Genomic DNA, 15,048 nt, shown 5'->3' with positions numbered 1-15,048 from the left:
TATCAGCGGTTCGCGGGCGTGCAAGCCATCATCTGCGGCTATTTTCGCGCGCCCAGCATCGCGTCCACCGCGACGAACTTCTCGCGCGGAGCGCCGTCGCGTGCGTTGGCCACTTCCGCCTTCTCGATATCCTGCCAGTCGCGGAAGGTGACGACGTCGACCCCGCGCGACGCCAGCAGCGCGTCGAGCCGGGGGCGGCCGCTCTTGGCGCTGTCGTCTGCGGTGTCGGCGGCGATATGGTCCGCGATCAGGAAGCCGTCGGGGCGGTTGGTGCCGATCGTGCCGGTCGGTCCGCGCCGTGCCCAGCCGACCGCGTACAGCCCGGGCGCGATGCGGCCCTCGTCGTTGGCGAAGCGGCCCAGCTTCTCGTCATAGGGTACGCCCTCGACCCGGGGCGTCTGATAGCCGATGCAACTCACCACCAACTGCGCGGGGATGGCGTAGGTCTCGCCCGTGGCGACCGCGCGGCCCTGTTCGTCCAGCCGGGTGCGCTCGACGATCACGCGCTCGACCCGGCCGTCGCCCTCGATCGCGACCGGCTGCGCGAAGAAGTCGAAGACGATCGGCAGCGTCCGGGCATCGTCGCCGGCGCGCGGATGGTCGGCGAAGGCGCGCAGATGCGCCACCGCCTTGCGCGTGCCCGGGTCGAGCACGGCATCCTCGGCCGCGGGGGGCAGGTCGGCGGGATCGACGGTGGGCAGGGCGCGCGACAGATGCGCCAGCTCGCCCAGTTCCTTGGGCGTCATCGCGATCTGGTGCGGCCCGCGCCGTGCCAGGATCGTGATGGCGTCGCTCGCCTGTCCGGTCAGCGCGTCGAGCGCGTGCCCGACGATATCCGATCCGGCGAATTCATCCGCGGTCTTGGCAAGGATGCGCGCGACGTCGAGCGCGACATTGCCCGCGCCCACCACCACCGCGCCCGGCCCGGTCAGCGCCGGCGCCAGCGCGGCGTGATCGGGGTGGCCGTTATACCAGCCGACGAACGCCGCCGACCCGACCACGCCCGGCAGGTCCGCGCCGGGGATGCCGAGCGGGCGGTCCTGCGGCGCGCCGGTCGCAAGGACAACCGCGTCATAGAGGTCGAGCAGCTCGGGAATGGTCACGTCGGTGCCGACGCTGACATGGCCGACGAAGCGGACATTGTCGCTGAGCGCGGTCGCCTCGTAGCGGCGGCTGACCCCCTTGATCGATTGATGGTCGGGCGCGACGCCGGAGCGGATCAGCCCGAACGGCACCGGCATCCGGTCGATGATGTCGACGCGCACCGCATCGCCGAACGCCTTCTGGCAGGCCTCGGCGGTGTAGTAACCCGCCGGCCCGGAGCCGATGACCGCGACGTGACGCATCCTCTCATCTCCTTTTGCCGGCCATCCTAGGCGGTTGGCACGGGGAGGCAAGCGCGGGCTGACCGTGCGGGCAGGGCGGCATGATGGCCACAATCGCGATTTGCGTTGCCGCCATCTCCCTCTACGGACGCGGTCATGTCGGTGCTGGAATGGATCGCGACCCTGTTGGGAATCGCCTGTGTCGCGCTGGCGGCGTGGCGCAGCGTGTGGACCTTTCCGACCGGGATCGCGTCCGTCGCGCTGCTGGGCGTGGTGGTGTTCGAGGCGCGGCTGTATTCCGATGCGTTGCTCCAGCTCTTCTTCGTCGCGGCCAATGTCTATGGCTGGCGCAACTGGGCGAGCACGCGCGCCGCGATGGGCGAGGTGGTGGTCACGCACCTGACGCCCCGCGCGCGCGGGGCGTGGCTCGCCGCGATCGTTGCCGCGGCGGCGCTATGGGGATTGGCGATGCACCGCTTCACCGATGCCTCCTATCCGTGGTGGGATGCCGCGATCGCCGCCGCCAGCGTCGTGGCGCAGCTGCTGATGGCGCAGCGCCGGGTCGAGAACTGGTGGCTGTGGATCGCGGTCGATCTTGCCTCGATCCCGCTCTATCTCGTCAAGGGGCTGATGCTGTTCGCCTTCCTCTACCTCGTCTATCTGGTGATCGCGGTCGCGGGGCTGCTCGCATGGCAGCGTGTAGGGCAGCGTGTAAGGCGGCGCGCGGCATGAGGCTGCGCACGATCTGCCTCCACGGGCCGGAGAGCACCGGCAAGTCGACGATCGCGCCGCGGCTCGCGCGCTATCTGGGAGCGGAGGTGGTCGACGAATACGGCCGCACCTGGGCCGAGGCGAATGGCACCGACATGACCATGGCCGATCTGGTCCATATCGCGCAGGAACATGATGCGAAGGCGCAGGCGGCGGTGGCCCGATCGCACGGCGCGCCGGTGATCCTGGACACCGACCCGCTGATGACGGCGGTATGGGCCGACATGCTGTTCGCACGGCGCGACCCCTGGTTCGACCGGTGGCAGGGGACGGCGGACCTCTACCTGCTGTTCGACATCGACCTGCCGTGGGTGGAGGACGGCACGCGGATGTTCGGCCGCGCGGAGGATCGCCGCCGCTTCTTCGACCGGTCGCGTGCGGAGCTGGACCGCCGCGGCGTCCGCTGGGCAATTGTGAGCGGCGAGGGCGCCTGCCGCTATCGCAGCGCGCTGCGCGCGATCCGGGCGGCGCGCTGACGCCGCCCGGCGCATGTCCTCAGTTGGACGGTGCCAGCTTGGTGTTCAGCACCCAGCCGACATTGTCGTTCTCGTCGGCGACCTCCCACCACAGGCCGTTCTTGTTGCCGGTGGGATAGACGATCGCGCCCACCGGCAGCGTGCGGATCGCCTTGGCCGTCGCCGCCGCGGAGGCGCGCATCGCCACCGGCGCCTGCGCGGTGAAGGTCTTGCTCGGCGCGGCTTGCGCGGTGCCCGCATCGCCCGGGGTCACCAGACCCAGGCTGGTGACCATGCGCGAATAGGCCTGGATGAACGACAGCGTCACGATGCGCCCGATGTCGGTATTGTCGTAGCCGCCGCCGACCGCGCCGCCCACCGCCAGGAAGCCGCCGCCGCCGAAGGTCAGATTGTTCTTCGCGGCATAGCCGTCCTCGGTCGCGATCGTCTCCGTGGTGCGCACGTTGGTGAGCGACAGGACGGTATTGGCCTCCATCTTCTTGCTGCCGATGCCGCCCAGCAGCCCGCCGACGCGACCACCCAGCAGCCCGCCGATCCCGGCCGCGGCGCCGCCGCCGCTGACGTTCGAATTGGCGCCCTGGATCTCCGCGACCAGCACGTAATCGGCCGCCTTGATCTGACCCTGTCCGACGTTGGAGCCGCGCTGGAGACCCAGCCCACCGCCGACGTTGCGTTCCAGCTGTGCCGCTTGCAGCCCCGATCCGCGGTCGACCAGGTTGAAGCAGCCGGAGCGCTGCACCAGCACCTTCAGCAGCTTCGACGGCGGAGCCAGGCTGTACTGGGTCCAGGGCCGGGGATCGTCGCCGTCGACGATCGACAGCGTGCCCAGCTTGCGCACGCAATGCGGCACGTCGGCCGCGGTCTTCTCCTGCAGGCGCTGGCCGCTGGATGCCTTGGCCAGCTTCTGCGCGCCCGCGGGTGCGGCCACGACCAGCCCTGCACCGACCAGCGCGGCGACGACGAAACGTCCGTTCATTGGCATTCCCCCCTGATGTGATCGCGCCGACGCGCCCCCGCGCCGCCGGATCTACCCCATCGGCCCTAGCACCGGCGCGCAGGCTGCGCTAGGCGCGCGGGGATCATGGCCACTCCGCTCGACAAGATCCGCAATTTCTCCATCATCGCGCATATCGACCACGGCAAGTCGACGCTCGCCGACCGGTTGATTCAGGCCACCGGCGGCCTGTCCGACCGCGAGATGAGCGAGCAGGTGCTCGACAATATGGAGATCGAGAAAGAGCGCGGCATCACCATCAAGGCGCAGACGGTGCGCCTCGCCTACAAGGCGAGCGATGGCGAGACCTATACGCTGAACCTGATGGATACGCCCGGCCACGTCGACTTCGCCTACGAAGTGTCGCGGTCGCTGGCGGCGTGCGAGGGCGCGCTGCTGGTGGTCGACGCCGCGCAGGGGGTGGAGGCGCAGACGCTCGCCAACGTCTATCAGTCGATCGAGCACGATCACGAGATCGTGCCCGTCATCAACAAGATCGACCTGCCCGCCGCCGAGCCCGAGAAGGTGCGCGCCGAGATCGAGGACGTGATCGGCATCGATGCGTCGGAGGCCGTGCTGGCGTCGGCCAAGTCCGGGATCGGCATCGCCGACATCCTGGAGGCGATCGTCACGAAGATTCCGTCGCCGAAGGGGGATGCCGACGCACCGCTGAAGGCGATGCTGGTCGACAGCTGGTACGACCCGTATCTGGGCGTCATGATCCTGGTCCGCGTGATGGAGGGTGTGCTCAGGAAGGGCCAGCAGGTCACTTTCATGCAGGCAGGCACCACCCATCTGATCGACCGCGTCGGCTGTTTCCGCCCCAAGATCGAGCAGCTGGCCGATCTGGGGCCGGGCGAGATCGGCTTCATCACCGCGCAGATCAAGGACGTGGCGCAGGCGCGCGTCGGCGATACGCTGACCGATGCGAAGAAGCCCGCGGCGGAGGCGCTGCCGGGGTTCAAGGAAGTGCAGCCGGTGGTGTTCTGCGGGCTGTTTCCGGTCGATGCCAACGATTTCGAGAAGCTGCGTGAGAGCATTTCGAAGCTGCGGCTGAACGATGCCAGCTTCAGTTTCGAGATGGAGACGTCCGCCGCACTGGGCTTCGGCTTCCGCTGCGGGTTCCTGGGGCTGCTGCATCTGGAGATCATCCAGGAGCGGCTGACGCGCGAATACGACCTCGACCTTATCACCACCGCGCCCAGCGTGGTCTATCAGATCGAGCTGACGCACGGCGGCGGGCATATCGAGCTGCACAATCCCGCCGACATGCCCGATCCCAACAAGATCGAGAGCATCGCCGAGCCGTGGATCGAGGCGACGATCTACGTCCCCGACGAATATCTCGGCAGCATCCTGAAGCTGTGTCAGGATCGGCGCGGCATCCAGAAGAACCTGACCTATGTCGGCGGGCGTGCGCAGGCGACCTATGAACTGCCGCTCAACGAGGTGGTGTTCGACTTCTACGACCGGCTGAAGTCGCTGTCGAAGGGCTATGCCAGCTTCGACTATCATCAGGTCGGCTATCGCGAGGGCGATCTCGTCAAGATGAGCATCCTCGTCAACGAGGAGCCGGTCGACGCGCTGTCGATGATCGTCCACCGCGGCACCGCCGAGACGCGCGGGCGCGGCATGTGCGAGCGGTTGAAGGAACTGATCCCCCGCCATCTGTTCAAGATCCCGATCCAGGCCGCGATCGGCGGCAAGGTGATCGCGCGCGAGACGATCAGCGCGATGCGCAAGGACGTGACCGCCAAATGTTATGGCGGCGACGCGACGCGCAAACGCAAGCTGCTGGAGAAGCAGAAGAAGGGGAAGCTGAAGATGCGCGAATACGGCAGCGTCAGCATCCCGCAGGAGGCGTTCATCGCGGCGCTGCGGATGGGCGACGAGGGGTGATCCCCGTCCCGTCACCCCGGCCTTGAGCCGGGGTCCCGCTTGCTTTTCCCACGTTGCGGGAAGAAGCGGGACCCCGGGTCAAGCCCGGGGTGACGTGAAGGCGGTGCTGTTTCACCAGATACCGCCTCCCTGGGTAACCGCATATTGTATCGCGCCGGATACGATGCGAAGACCGCACGATGCGCCTCCTGACCCGCCTGCTGCTTCTTTTCGTCGCCTTCATCCCCGCCGTCGCGAGCGCCCAATCCCGCGCGCCGCTGGTGCTGGCGGCGGCGAGCCTGCAGGAGGCGCTGACCGATGCCGCCGACGACTGGGCGCGCGCCGGGCATCCGCGGCCGGTCCTGTCCTTCGCTGCGTCGTCGGCGCTGGCGCGGCAGATTACTGCCGGGGCGCGGGCCGACCTGTTCGTCTCGGCCGATACCGACTGGATGGACGAGGTCGCACGGCGCGGCATGGTCGCGCGCGGCACGCGGGCGGTGCTGGCGCGCAACCGACTGGTCGTCGTCGCCCGTGCCGGCGGACGCTCGGTGGTGGCGACCCGTGGCGCGGCGCTGGCGCGCGTGCTCGGGGCGGGGCCGCTGGCGATGGCGGACCCGGCTTCCGTCCCCGCGGGCAAATATGGCGAGGCGGCGCTGCGGCACCTGGGGGCGTGGGATGCGATAGCCCCGCGCGTCGTGCGCGCGGAGAACGTCCGCGCCGCGCTGGCGCTGGTGGAGCGAGGGGCGGCACCCTATGGCATCGTCTATGCCACCGATGCGCGCGCCGCGCCGGGCGTGCGCGTGGCGGGCATCTTTCCGCCGCGCAGCCATCCGCCGATCGTCTATCCGATCGCGCGGCTGACCACCGCCGCGACGCCCGAAGCGGAAGCGTTCCGCCGCTTCCTGCTGTCGCGGGGCGGACAGGCGATCCTGCTCCGTCGCGGCTTCGCCAGGCCTTGAGCGACGAGCTTGCCGCGATCGTGCGGCTGACCCTGCTGATCGGCGGCAGCGCGACGCTGGCGACGCTGCCGGTCGCGTTCGGGCTGGCGTGGCTGCTCGCGCGCGGGCGGTTTCCGGGGAAGGTCCTGCTCGACGGCGTGATCCACCTGCCGCTGGTGGTGCCACCCGTCGTCACCGGGTGGCTGCTGCTGCTGGCCTTTGCCCCCGCCGGCCCGATCGGGCGGGTGCTGGAGCAATGGTTCGGCGTTACCGTCCTGTTCCGCTGGACCGGCGCGGCGATCGCCGCCGGCGTCATGGCGCTGCCGCTGATGGTGCGTGCGATCCGTCTGTCGATCGAGGCGGTCGACCGGCGGCTGGAACAGGCCGCGCGGACGCTGGGCGCGGGCGCGTGGCGCACCTTCGCCACCGTCACGCTGCCGCTCGCCGCGCCGGGCGTGGCGGCGGGGGCAGTGCTGGGGTTCGCACGGTCGATCGGCGAGTTCGGCGCGACGATCACCTTCGTCTCCAACGTGCCCGGCGAGACGCAGACGCTGCCGCTGGCCATCTATGCCGCGCTCCAGCGTCCGGGCGGCGAGGCGGAGGTGTGGCGGCTGGCCGGCGTCTCGGTCGCGCTGTCGCTGGTCGCGCTGATCCTCTCGGAGGCGCTGGTGCGGCGCGCGGGAAGGGGCGTGCGTGTCCTTTGATGTCGATGTCGCGCTGCGCCGTGGCGATGCGCAGGTGGCGGCGCGCTTCGTCGCGAGTGACGGGCTGACGGTGCTGACCGGCCCGTCGGGGATCGGCAAGACGACGCTGCTCGACATGATCGCCGGGCTGCTGCGCCCCGATCGCGGGCATGTGCGGGTGGCGGGACGGACGCTGTACGATGCGCGGACCGACCTGCCGCCCGATCACAGGAAGGTCGGCTATGTGTTTCAGGATGCGCGGCTGTTCCCGCATCGGCGGGTGCGCGCGAACCTGCTCTACGGCGCGCGCGACGCGGCCCGGCTCGTCGAGGTGGCGGAGACGCTCGACATCGCGCACCTGCTGGAGCGCTGGCCGCGGACGTTGTCGGGCGGCGAGGCGCGGCGGGTGGCGATCGGGCGCGCACTGCTGAGCGAGCCGGCGTTCCTGCTGCTCGACGAGCCGCTGTCGTCGCTCGATCCGGCGCGGCGCGAGGAGGCGACGCGCGCGATCGAGCGGGGTGCGCGATGGCGAGCGGCTGCCGATCCTGATGGTCACCCACGACCGCGGCGAGGCGGAACGGCTGGGTGATCGGGTGATAGATATTGGCTCGTGACCCCGGACTTGATCCGGGGTGACGAATTACGACAGCGCCCCCTTCAGCCGTACCGCCATGTCCTCCAGCGTCACATGCGCCACGTTCTCCGCCATCTCGTCGGGCGTGCGCAGCAGGTCGGCGATGGCAAGCTGCATCTGCGTGACGTGATCGATGCGTTGCAGGCTCGCCATGTGCCGGCGCAGCGTGTCCTGGTCGCTGCCCAGGTCATAGGCGAGGTCGGCGAGCATGTTCGACGCCTGGACCAGCTCCGCCGCCAGCGCCTGCGCCAGCGCCCGCGGCACCGCCGCCTGCGCGGTCAGGGGGCCGGTGGGCGCGGTCATTTGGCGCAGAGCTTCATGACGCCGGCGGTCAGCGCGTCGGTCGCCACCGGCTGCGACACCATGCCGCGCGCCAGCGTGAACCCGCCGCCCTCCGCCGGGGTGAAGGCATAGCCGCCCGCGGCCGACAGCGCCTTCATCCCGCCAGCGCCGTCCTCGTTCGCGTCCAGCATCAGCACGCCGACCGCGTTGGCGGCAGCCGCCTTCGCGGCGGAGGCGAACAGCAGCGAGATCGACGGCCGCTCGCCCGCCACCGGCTCGCGCGGCAGCAGCCGCAACGTACCGTTCGGCCATTGATCGACCACGACATGCGCGTCCCCCGCGGGAGCGAGGTAGATCGTGCCCTGTTCCAGCTTCATGCCGTCCGCCGCGATCGCCACCTTGGGCGCGACCTGCTCGGCCAGCTTCTCCGACATGCTCTCGACCAGTCCCGCGCCCAGATGCTGTACCACCACGGTCGGCGGGCAGTTGGCGGGGAAGGTCGCGAACATGTCGAACAGCGTCTTGGTGTTCGACGCATCGCCGCCGACCAGCAGCAGACGGCCGTTCCACTCGATCGGCGGATGGCGCGGACCGGCCTTGACCGCTTTCGGCCCCTTCAGCTCCGCCTTCTTCGCCGCCTTCAGCCGCTTCGCCAGCTTCGCGATGATCGCGTCCAGCTCGGCAGGGGCCGCGACGCGCGGCTTGGGGAAGCAGTCGATCGCGCCGAGGCGCAGCGCCTCGATCGATTCGGCCGCGCCGTCCTGCGTCCGGGTCGAGAACATGATGACGGGCATGGGCTTCGTCTCCATGACCTCCGCCAGATATTCCAGCCCGCTCATCCCCGGCATCTCGACGTCGAGCGTCATGACGTCGGGGCGAGCCGAGGCGACCAGCTCGCGCGCTTCGGCCGCGCCGTCCGCCATGCCGACGACCTCGACCCCGGGTATCCGCTCCAGCGCGCCGGAGATCAGCGCCCGCATGGTCAGCGAATCATCGACCACCAATACCTTCGTTCCGGCCATGACAGAGGGAAGCTCCTAGAGGGGTTACGCGAATACTATAGCGATCAGAGTGTTAACGATCAGGCAGCGTCGGCCATCGCGACGCGCTCGACCAGGCGATCCAGCGCCAGCACCAGGATCAGCCGCTGGTCGATCGTGGCCAGCCCGTCGAGGAACTGCGCCGCATCGGCATCGCCCATGTCGGGCAGCGGCTGCATATTGTCGGCCGAGACGGAGACGATGTCGTTGACCGCGTCGACGATGATGCCCTGCAACTGGTCGCCGATGCGCACGACGATGATGACATGGCGTGCGCTCGGCTCCGTCATGCCCCAGCCCAAGCGATAGCGCAGGTCGAGCACCGGCAGCACGACGCCACGCAGGTTGACGACGCCGCGAACATATTCGGGCACGTTGGGCAGCGGGGTCGCGGGCGACCAGGCGCGGATCTCGCGGATCGCCATGATGTCGACGCCCAGATACTGGTCGCCAAGCTGGAAGGTGATGAGCTGGCGCGAGGCGGTGTTGGTGTCCATCGCAGATATCCTCAGTGCAGCACGCGCCGGATCGCGGCGGCGAGCTTTTCGGGGTGGAAGGGCTTGACGATCCAGCCGGTGGCACCGGCGCGGCGGGCACGCTGCTTCTTCTCGTCGCTGCTTTCGGTGGTCAGCACCAGGATCGGCATCGTGCGGTTGCCTTCGTCGCGCAGGTGTTCGATCAGGCCGAACCCGTCCATCCGCGGCATGTTGATGTCGGTGATGAGCAGGTCGGGCTCCTCGCCCGGTTCGAAATCGTTCAGCGTCTCGATCGCGTGAACGCCGTCCTCGGCCTCGACCACATGGTAGCCGAGGTCGGTCAGCGCCGCGCGCAGCAGCATCCGCATGCTGGGCGAGTCGTCGACGGTCATGATCGTCTTGGTCACTGTGCGAGGCTCCCTGGGGCTCTGGGCAATCATTAGAAGAATTCCACGTCGCCGGTGGTTTCCGGCGGCGCGACGGGCACGGGGCGGACCGGACGCTGCACCACCGGCACCGGTGTGTCCGCCACACTCCGGCACCGCGCGAGACCGAGCGCGGCGCGAAACTCGACGCGGCGCGCGCACGTCCCCCCGACGTCCTCGCCGACCAGCGGGATCCGCTCGTCCTGGAGGAAGCGTCGCGCGAACGCGATGTTGGCGCCGCCGATGTCGCGGAACCCGCGATGCATCGAGGCACCACCGAAGATGCGCGCCTTCATGCGATGCCGCACCGCGCCCATCTTCAGCATCTCGTTGATCAGGACTTCCATCGCATACAGGCCGTAGCGCTGCATCGATGCCGGATCGTCGGTATGTCCCTCGGCGAGCAGATAGTGGTTGAGGCCGCCCACGCGCACCACCGGATCGTAGAAGCAGGCCGCGACGCAGCTGCCCAGCACGGTGGTCAGCACCACGTCGTCGGCGCGGCTGACCTTGGTCTCGCCCTGCGCCACCGTCACGCGGCGGAAACCGTCCTGTCGCGTCAGCGCGTTCATGCGCGACACTCCTGCAGCAGGCGGCTTGCGATCTTGCGCAGCGGCAGTTGCTGGACGACCGCGCCGATGCGGTGCGCGACCGCGGGCATGCCATAGACGACGCTGGTCGCCTCGTCCTGACCGATCGTGACCGACCCGGCGTTGCGCATCGCCAGCATCCCTTCCGCGCCGTCGCCGCCCATCCCGGTCAGGATCGCACCGACCGCATCACCGCCCGCGACGCGCGCGACCGAATGGAACAGCTGGTCGACCGACGGCTGGTGTCCGCTGACGCGCGGGCCGGGGACCAGGCGGCACATCCGCTTCGTGCCGCCGCCGGTGATCTCCAGATGGCGATCGCCGCCCGGCGCCAGATAGACCTTGCCCACGCTCAACGGCGCACCGGCGCGCGCCTCCTCGACGCTGGGGCGGCACAGCCGGTTCAACCGCGCCGAGAAGCTGGCGGTGAAGCTTGGCGGCATGTGCTGGACGATGACGGTCGGCGGGCAGTTGGCGGGAAAACCCGACAACAGCTCGATCAATGCCTCGACCCCGCCGGTCGACGAGCCGACCGCGATCATCGCGCCCTCGCGGGGCACGTAATCGTCCTGCTGCGACACCGGCGCACGCACCGGCACCGGCGCCATGCGGTGGCGCGTGGTGGAGGCGGCGCGTACCAGCCCGGGCAGGCGGATCGCCTCGTCCGGGTTGCGCAGCGCCAGCTTGTCGAAACATTCGAACGCGCCCAGCTCCAGCGCGGTGATGCTCGCCTCCGCGCCTTCGGACGTCAGCGTGGACAGCATGACGACCGGGGTCGGGCGCAGCCGCATCAGCCGCTCCAGGAACTCCAGCCCGGACAGGCCGGGCATCTCGATGTCGAGCGTGACGACATCGGGGTCGAGCGCCTTGATCTGCGCGCGCGCCTCGTCCGCGCTGCCCGCGGTGCCGACGATCTCGATGCCTGGATCGTTCGACAGCGTGCGGCGGATCAGCGCCTGCATCGTGACCGAATCGTCGACGATCAGCGTGCGGACCGTCATGCGGCCACCTTCAGATACGCGGTGCGGCCGACGCACTCGAAGCGTTTCCCCACCTCGGGCGCGAGCCGCTCGGAATGGCCGATGTAGAACATCCCCCCTACCTCCAGTCGATCGGCCAGCCGTGCCTGCAGCCGTGCCTTTGTCGGTTCGTCGAAATAGATCATGACGTTGCGGCAGAAGATCGTGTCGAACCGCGTCTTGATCGGCCACTCGCCCAGCAGGTTGAGCGGCAGGAAGGAGATCGCCTCGCGCAGCATCGGATCGACGCTGAGCGCGTCGCCCTGGCCGCGGACCCATGCCTTGTGCAGCGCCGACGGCACGGTGCGCAGCGTCGCCGCGGTGTAGCGGCCCGCACGCGCCGTCTCCAGCACGCTGGGCGAGACGTCGGTGGCGAGCAGCTTCACGTCGCGCTTCAACAGCTTCTGCGCGGCGGCGCGATCGCTGCCCAGCGCCGCCATCAGCCAGGTATAGGGCTCCTCGCCGCTGGAACAGGCCGCGGACCACAGCCGCACGCGCCCGCCCTTGTTCAGCCGCTCGACCAGCCCCGGCCACATCCGCTCGCAGAAATCGTCGAAGTGATGGCTCTCGCGAAAGAAGCTGGTGTGGTTGGTGGTCAGCGCGTCGAAGGCGCGCGCGCGCTCGTCGGTGTCGCGTTCGATCAGCTTGATATAGTCGCCGATGCTCTCCAGCCCGCAGGCGCGCACGCGCGGGGCCAGCCGGCCATAGACCAGCTGCGCCTTGCCGTCGGGCAGCAGGATGCCGAGCTCGTCATAGACCATCTTCGAGATCGCGCGGTGGTCCGCGGGCTCGAACCCGAACTCGCGCGCCGGCGGGCGGGCGGTGATGGCGGCGGCGGCGCTCATGCGGCGTTCGCCAGCTGCGGCAGGCCGCGGATCGGGCGCACGCGACGCGCGGTCAGCGCATCGACGTCGATGATCAGCGCGACGCGCCCGTCGCCCAGGATGGTGGCGCCGGCCAGCCCCTCGATCGCCTGGTAATTGGCCTCCAGGCTCTTCACGACGACCTGGCGCTGGTCCTGGATCGTATCGACCAGCAGCGCGGCCTGGCCGTGCGCGCCCTCGACCACGATCAGCACCGCCTTGCCGGGATCGCGCTCGCCGCCGTTCAGGCTCAGCTGCTCGGCCACCGGATAGATCGGCACATAGGAGCCGCGCACGTCGAGCACCGCGCCGTCCGGGCCGATCGCGGTCACCGCGCGGTCGCTGGGGCGCAGGCTCTCGACGATATGGCTCAGCGGGATGACATAGGTCTGGTCGCCGACGGTCACGATCATGCCGTCCACCACCGCCAGCGTCAGCGGCAGGCTGAGCGAGAAGCTGGAGCCGTGGCCCATGCGCGACTGGATGCCGATGCGCCCGCCCAGCGCCTGGACGTTCTTGCGCACCACGTCCATGCCGACGCCGCGCCCGGAGATGTTGGAAACGGTCGCCGCGGTGGAGAAGCCGGGCGCGAAGATCAGATTGTCGACCTCCTCGTCGCTCAGCATCGCATCGGCGGCGATGATGCCGCGCTCGACCGCCTTGGCGCGGACGCGGGTGCGGTCGATGCCGCGGCCGTCGTCGGCGACCGTGATGACGATCCGGCCCGACTGGTGCGCGGCGGACAGGCGCACCACACCCTCCGCGGACTTGCCGGCGGCGATGCGTTCGTCGGTCGTCTCCAGCCCATGATCGACGGCGTTGCGGATCAGGTGGGTCAGCGGCTCGCCGATGCGCTCGACCACGGTCTTGTCGACCTCGGTCATCTCGCCCTCGATATCCAGGCGGACGCGCTTGCCTGTTTCGCCCTCCAGCTCGCGGATGATGCGCGGCACGCGGCTGAAGACGGTCTTCATCGGCTGCGCGCGGATCGCCATGGTCGATTCCTGCAACTCGCGCGTCAGGTGATCGAGGTCGGTCAGCTCGGGGATGCCGCCCATGTCGTTGCCCGACAGCCGCTGCGCCAGCATCGCCTGGGTGATGACCAGCTCGCCGACCAGATTGACCAGCCGGTCCAGCTTGTCGAGGTCGACGCGGATGGTCTGCGACACCACCGCCGCCGGGGCGGCGGGAGCGGGGGCGGAGGCGGGAACAGGCGCCGGACGCGGCGTGGCGGCTGCCACCGGCGCGACGGGTGCTGCCACCACCGGTGCGGGCGCGGGCGCCGCGACGACGACCGGTGCCGGAGTGGGAGCGGGGGCCGCGACCGGTTCGGGCACCGGGACCGGGGCGGGTGTCGGGACGCCCTGTGTCAGCGTGATCGTGCCGCCGTCGCTGAATTCGAACACCGCGCGGATGTCGTCGGCGTCGAGGGTGCCAGGCAACGCGACATCCCATGCCAGATAGGCGCAGGCCGGATCCATCGCGGCGAGCGCAGGGACCGCGCCGGTATCGCACGCCATGACGCGCCCGCCCATCCGCGCCAGTTCACGCAGCAGCAGCAGCGGCTCGGCCCCATTGTCGAAGGCGTTGGAGGTGGGGCGGAAATGAACGTTCCAGTCGGGCGCGGCGGGGGCGATATCCGTCTCGTCGTCGCCGGCCTCGGTCGGCACCGCGCCGCCCATGTCGTCCAGCAGCGCCATCAGGTCGTCGAAATCGTCCGCGACGCCGGCCGGGGCGGCATCCTCTACCACCGTGGCGACGGGGGCGGGTTCTGCTGCCGGGGCCGCGTCGCCGCTGGCGGCGGCGATCAGCTTCGCCAGCATCGCGGCGTCGTTCGGCGCGCTGCCGCCGTCGCGCGCCGCGGCGACGTGATCGGCCAGCATGTCGAACGCGGCGACGATCACGTCGACCAGCGCCGGGGTCAGCGCCAGCGTGCCGTTGCGCAGCAGGTCGAGCAGCGTCTCATACTGATGGGTATAGGCCTGGAGCCGCTCGTGCCCGAAGGCGCCGGCGCCGCCCTTGATCGAGTGGACCGCACGGAAGATGCCGTTGATCGTCTCCGCATCATAGGCGTCGGCACGGATCGCGGCGAACGATCCTTCCATCCCGGCGAGGCCTTCCTCGCACTCCTGGAAGAAAATCTGCTGAATGGCGTCCAGGTCCATGGTCGGTATCTCCTGTCGCTCAGGCGGCTTCGAGGATGTCGAGCGCGGCCAGCGTCGCGGCCTCGACCAGCGCCGGGCTGGGGCGCTCGATCGCGAAGGCCAGTCCCTGTTCGGTCGCGGTGCGGCGCGCGGCGACCAGCACCTGCAGACATGCCTGGCCGATCTGCTCCACCTCGCTGCCGTCGACGGTCAGCGGGTGCGCATCGTCCACCAGTTTCCTGAGCGACTGGCGCAGCGCCGCCGCTGCATCGGTATCGAGCCGGGTAGAGAGAGCGAAGGCCATCGCGTTCCTGCCGAAAGAGTTCGTCCGCGATCACGCCCGTTGGAGAGTGTCATCGCGCCACCGTCATGACCGGTATCAGCTAAGATGCCGTTAATCGTACCGGTGCGGGACGAGTGGAACCTCCAAAACGGGTAAGGCGGCGGGGGTGCCGCCGCCTTCATCTCGTCATCGTGCGGTCCGACACGTGCCCGCGGCACGTCCCGACC

At 69.6% G+C, this 15,048-nt stretch carries 16 protein-coding genes and 1 pseudogene; 6 read left to right on the top strand and 11 right to left on the bottom strand.

Annotation, left to right across the window (positions count from 1 at the left end; genetic code table 11):
- Positions 1-38: 38 nt before the first annotated feature.
- On the bottom strand, positions 39-1,346 hold the full coding sequence (locus tag PGN14_RS12110; RefSeq protein ID WP_335299764.1) for an FAD-dependent oxidoreductase: 1,308 nt from the start codon (positions 1,344-1,346) through the stop codon (positions 39-41).
- 135 nt (positions 1,347-1,481) lie between these two features.
- Here PGN14_RS12110 and pnuC point away from each other — a divergent pair, with 135 nt between their 5' ends.
- On the top strand, positions 1,482-2,057 hold the full coding sequence (gene pnuC / locus PGN14_RS12105) for a nicotinamide riboside transporter PnuC (RefSeq protein ID WP_335299763.1): 576 nt from the start codon (positions 1,482-1,484) through the stop codon (positions 2,055-2,057).
- Positions 2,054-2,572: an AAA family ATPase gene (locus PGN14_RS12100; protein WP_335299762.1), complete on the top strand. Its 519-nt coding sequence runs from the start codon at positions 2,054-2,056 to the stop codon at positions 2,570-2,572. Before pnuC ends, PGN14_RS12100 begins: the two co-directional genes overlap by 4 nt.
- Positions 2,573-2,591: 19 nt before the next feature.
- Here PGN14_RS12100 and PGN14_RS12095 read toward each other — a convergent pair whose 3' ends face one another.
- Positions 2,592-3,548 (bottom strand): CsgG/HfaB family protein, encoded by a 957-nt coding sequence (locus PGN14_RS12095; RefSeq protein ID WP_335299761.1) that lies wholly within the window; start codon positions 3,546-3,548, stop codon positions 2,592-2,594.
- A gap of 105 nt (positions 3,549-3,653) precedes the next feature.
- Here PGN14_RS12095 and lepA point away from each other — a divergent pair, with 105 nt between their 5' ends.
- The 4 genes and pseudogenes from lepA to PGN14_RS12075 all read left to right on the top strand — a co-directional run bounded on the left by lepA (position 3,654) and on the right by PGN14_RS12075 (position 7,679).
- Complete coding sequence (gene lepA / locus PGN14_RS12090) at positions 3,654-5,465, top strand: translation elongation factor 4 (RefSeq protein WP_335299760.1); 1,812 nt, start codon at positions 3,654-3,656, stop codon at positions 5,463-5,465.
- A 179-nt stretch (positions 5,466-5,644) separates the two neighbouring features.
- Entirely contained in the window at positions 5,645-6,403 is a 759-nt protein-coding gene (gene modA / locus PGN14_RS12085; protein WP_335299759.1) for a molybdate ABC transporter substrate-binding protein, read from the top strand.
- A complete protein-coding gene (gene modB, locus PGN14_RS12080; RefSeq protein ID WP_335299758.1) occupies positions 6,400-7,086 on the top strand; it encodes a molybdate ABC transporter permease subunit in 687 nt (228 codons plus the stop codon). The genes modA and modB overlap by 4 nt, the downstream gene beginning before the upstream one ends.
- Positions 7,076-7,679 (top strand): annotated as a pseudogene (locus tag PGN14_RS12075) (ATP-binding cassette domain-containing protein). Before modB ends, PGN14_RS12075 begins: the two are co-directional and overlap by 11 nt.
- A gap of 26 nt (positions 7,680-7,705) precedes the next feature.
- Here the strand turns inward: PGN14_RS12075 and PGN14_RS12070 are convergent.
- From PGN14_RS12070 to PGN14_RS12030, 9 genes are read right to left on the bottom strand one after another with little or no spacing between them, the layout of a single operon-like run.
- Positions 7,706-8,002, bottom strand: a complete 297-nt coding sequence (locus PGN14_RS12070; RefSeq protein WP_335299757.1) for a hypothetical protein — start codon at positions 8,000-8,002, stop codon at positions 7,706-7,708.
- Positions 7,999-9,003, bottom strand: coding sequence for a chemotaxis protein CheB (locus PGN14_RS12065; protein ID WP_335299756.1), 1,005 nt, complete (start codon positions 9,001-9,003; stop codon positions 7,999-8,001). Before PGN14_RS12065 ends, PGN14_RS12070 begins: the two co-directional genes overlap by 4 nt.
- Before the next feature lie 59 nt (positions 9,004-9,062).
- Entirely contained in the window at positions 9,063-9,518 is a 456-nt protein-coding gene (locus tag PGN14_RS12060; RefSeq protein WP_335299755.1) for a chemotaxis protein CheW, read from the bottom strand.
- A gap of 11 nt (positions 9,519-9,529) precedes the next feature.
- Positions 9,530-9,904 (bottom strand): response regulator, encoded by a 375-nt coding sequence (locus PGN14_RS12055; protein ID WP_335299754.1) that lies wholly within the window; start codon positions 9,902-9,904, stop codon positions 9,530-9,532.
- 32 nt (positions 9,905-9,936) lie between these two features.
- On the bottom strand, positions 9,937-10,494 hold the full coding sequence (locus PGN14_RS12050; protein WP_335299753.1) for a chemotaxis protein CheD: 558 nt from the start codon (positions 10,492-10,494) through the stop codon (positions 9,937-9,939).
- The gene (locus tag PGN14_RS12045) at positions 10,491-11,513 is read right to left on the bottom strand and encodes a protein-glutamate methylesterase/protein-glutamine glutaminase (RefSeq protein ID WP_335299752.1); all 1,023 of its coding nucleotides are present in this window, start codon (positions 11,511-11,513) and stop codon (positions 10,491-10,493) included. Before PGN14_RS12045 ends, PGN14_RS12050 begins: the two co-directional genes overlap by 4 nt.
- The gene (locus PGN14_RS12040) at positions 11,510-12,376 is read right to left on the bottom strand and encodes a CheR family methyltransferase (RefSeq protein ID WP_335299751.1); all 867 of its coding nucleotides are present in this window, start codon (positions 12,374-12,376) and stop codon (positions 11,510-11,512) included. The genes PGN14_RS12045 and PGN14_RS12040 overlap by 4 nt, the downstream gene beginning before the upstream one ends.
- Positions 12,373-14,559, bottom strand: coding sequence for a chemotaxis protein CheA (locus PGN14_RS12035; RefSeq protein WP_335299750.1), 2,187 nt, complete (start codon positions 14,557-14,559; stop codon positions 12,373-12,375). The genes PGN14_RS12040 and PGN14_RS12035 overlap by 4 nt, the downstream gene beginning before the upstream one ends.
- A gap of 19 nt (positions 14,560-14,578) precedes the next feature.
- Entirely contained in the window at positions 14,579-14,842 is a 264-nt protein-coding gene (locus PGN14_RS12030) for an STAS domain-containing protein (RefSeq protein WP_335299749.1), read from the bottom strand.
- Positions 14,843-15,048 lie beyond the last annotated feature (206 nt).

The sequence above is a fragment of the Sphingomonas adhaesiva genome (assembly GCF_036946305.1).
Lineage (GTDB): Bacteria > Pseudomonadota > Alphaproteobacteria > Sphingomonadales > Sphingomonadaceae > Sphingomonas > Sphingomonas adhaesiva_B.
Note: the sequence above shows the minus strand (reverse complement) of the source record. Positions and strands in the feature narration are given on the sequence as shown.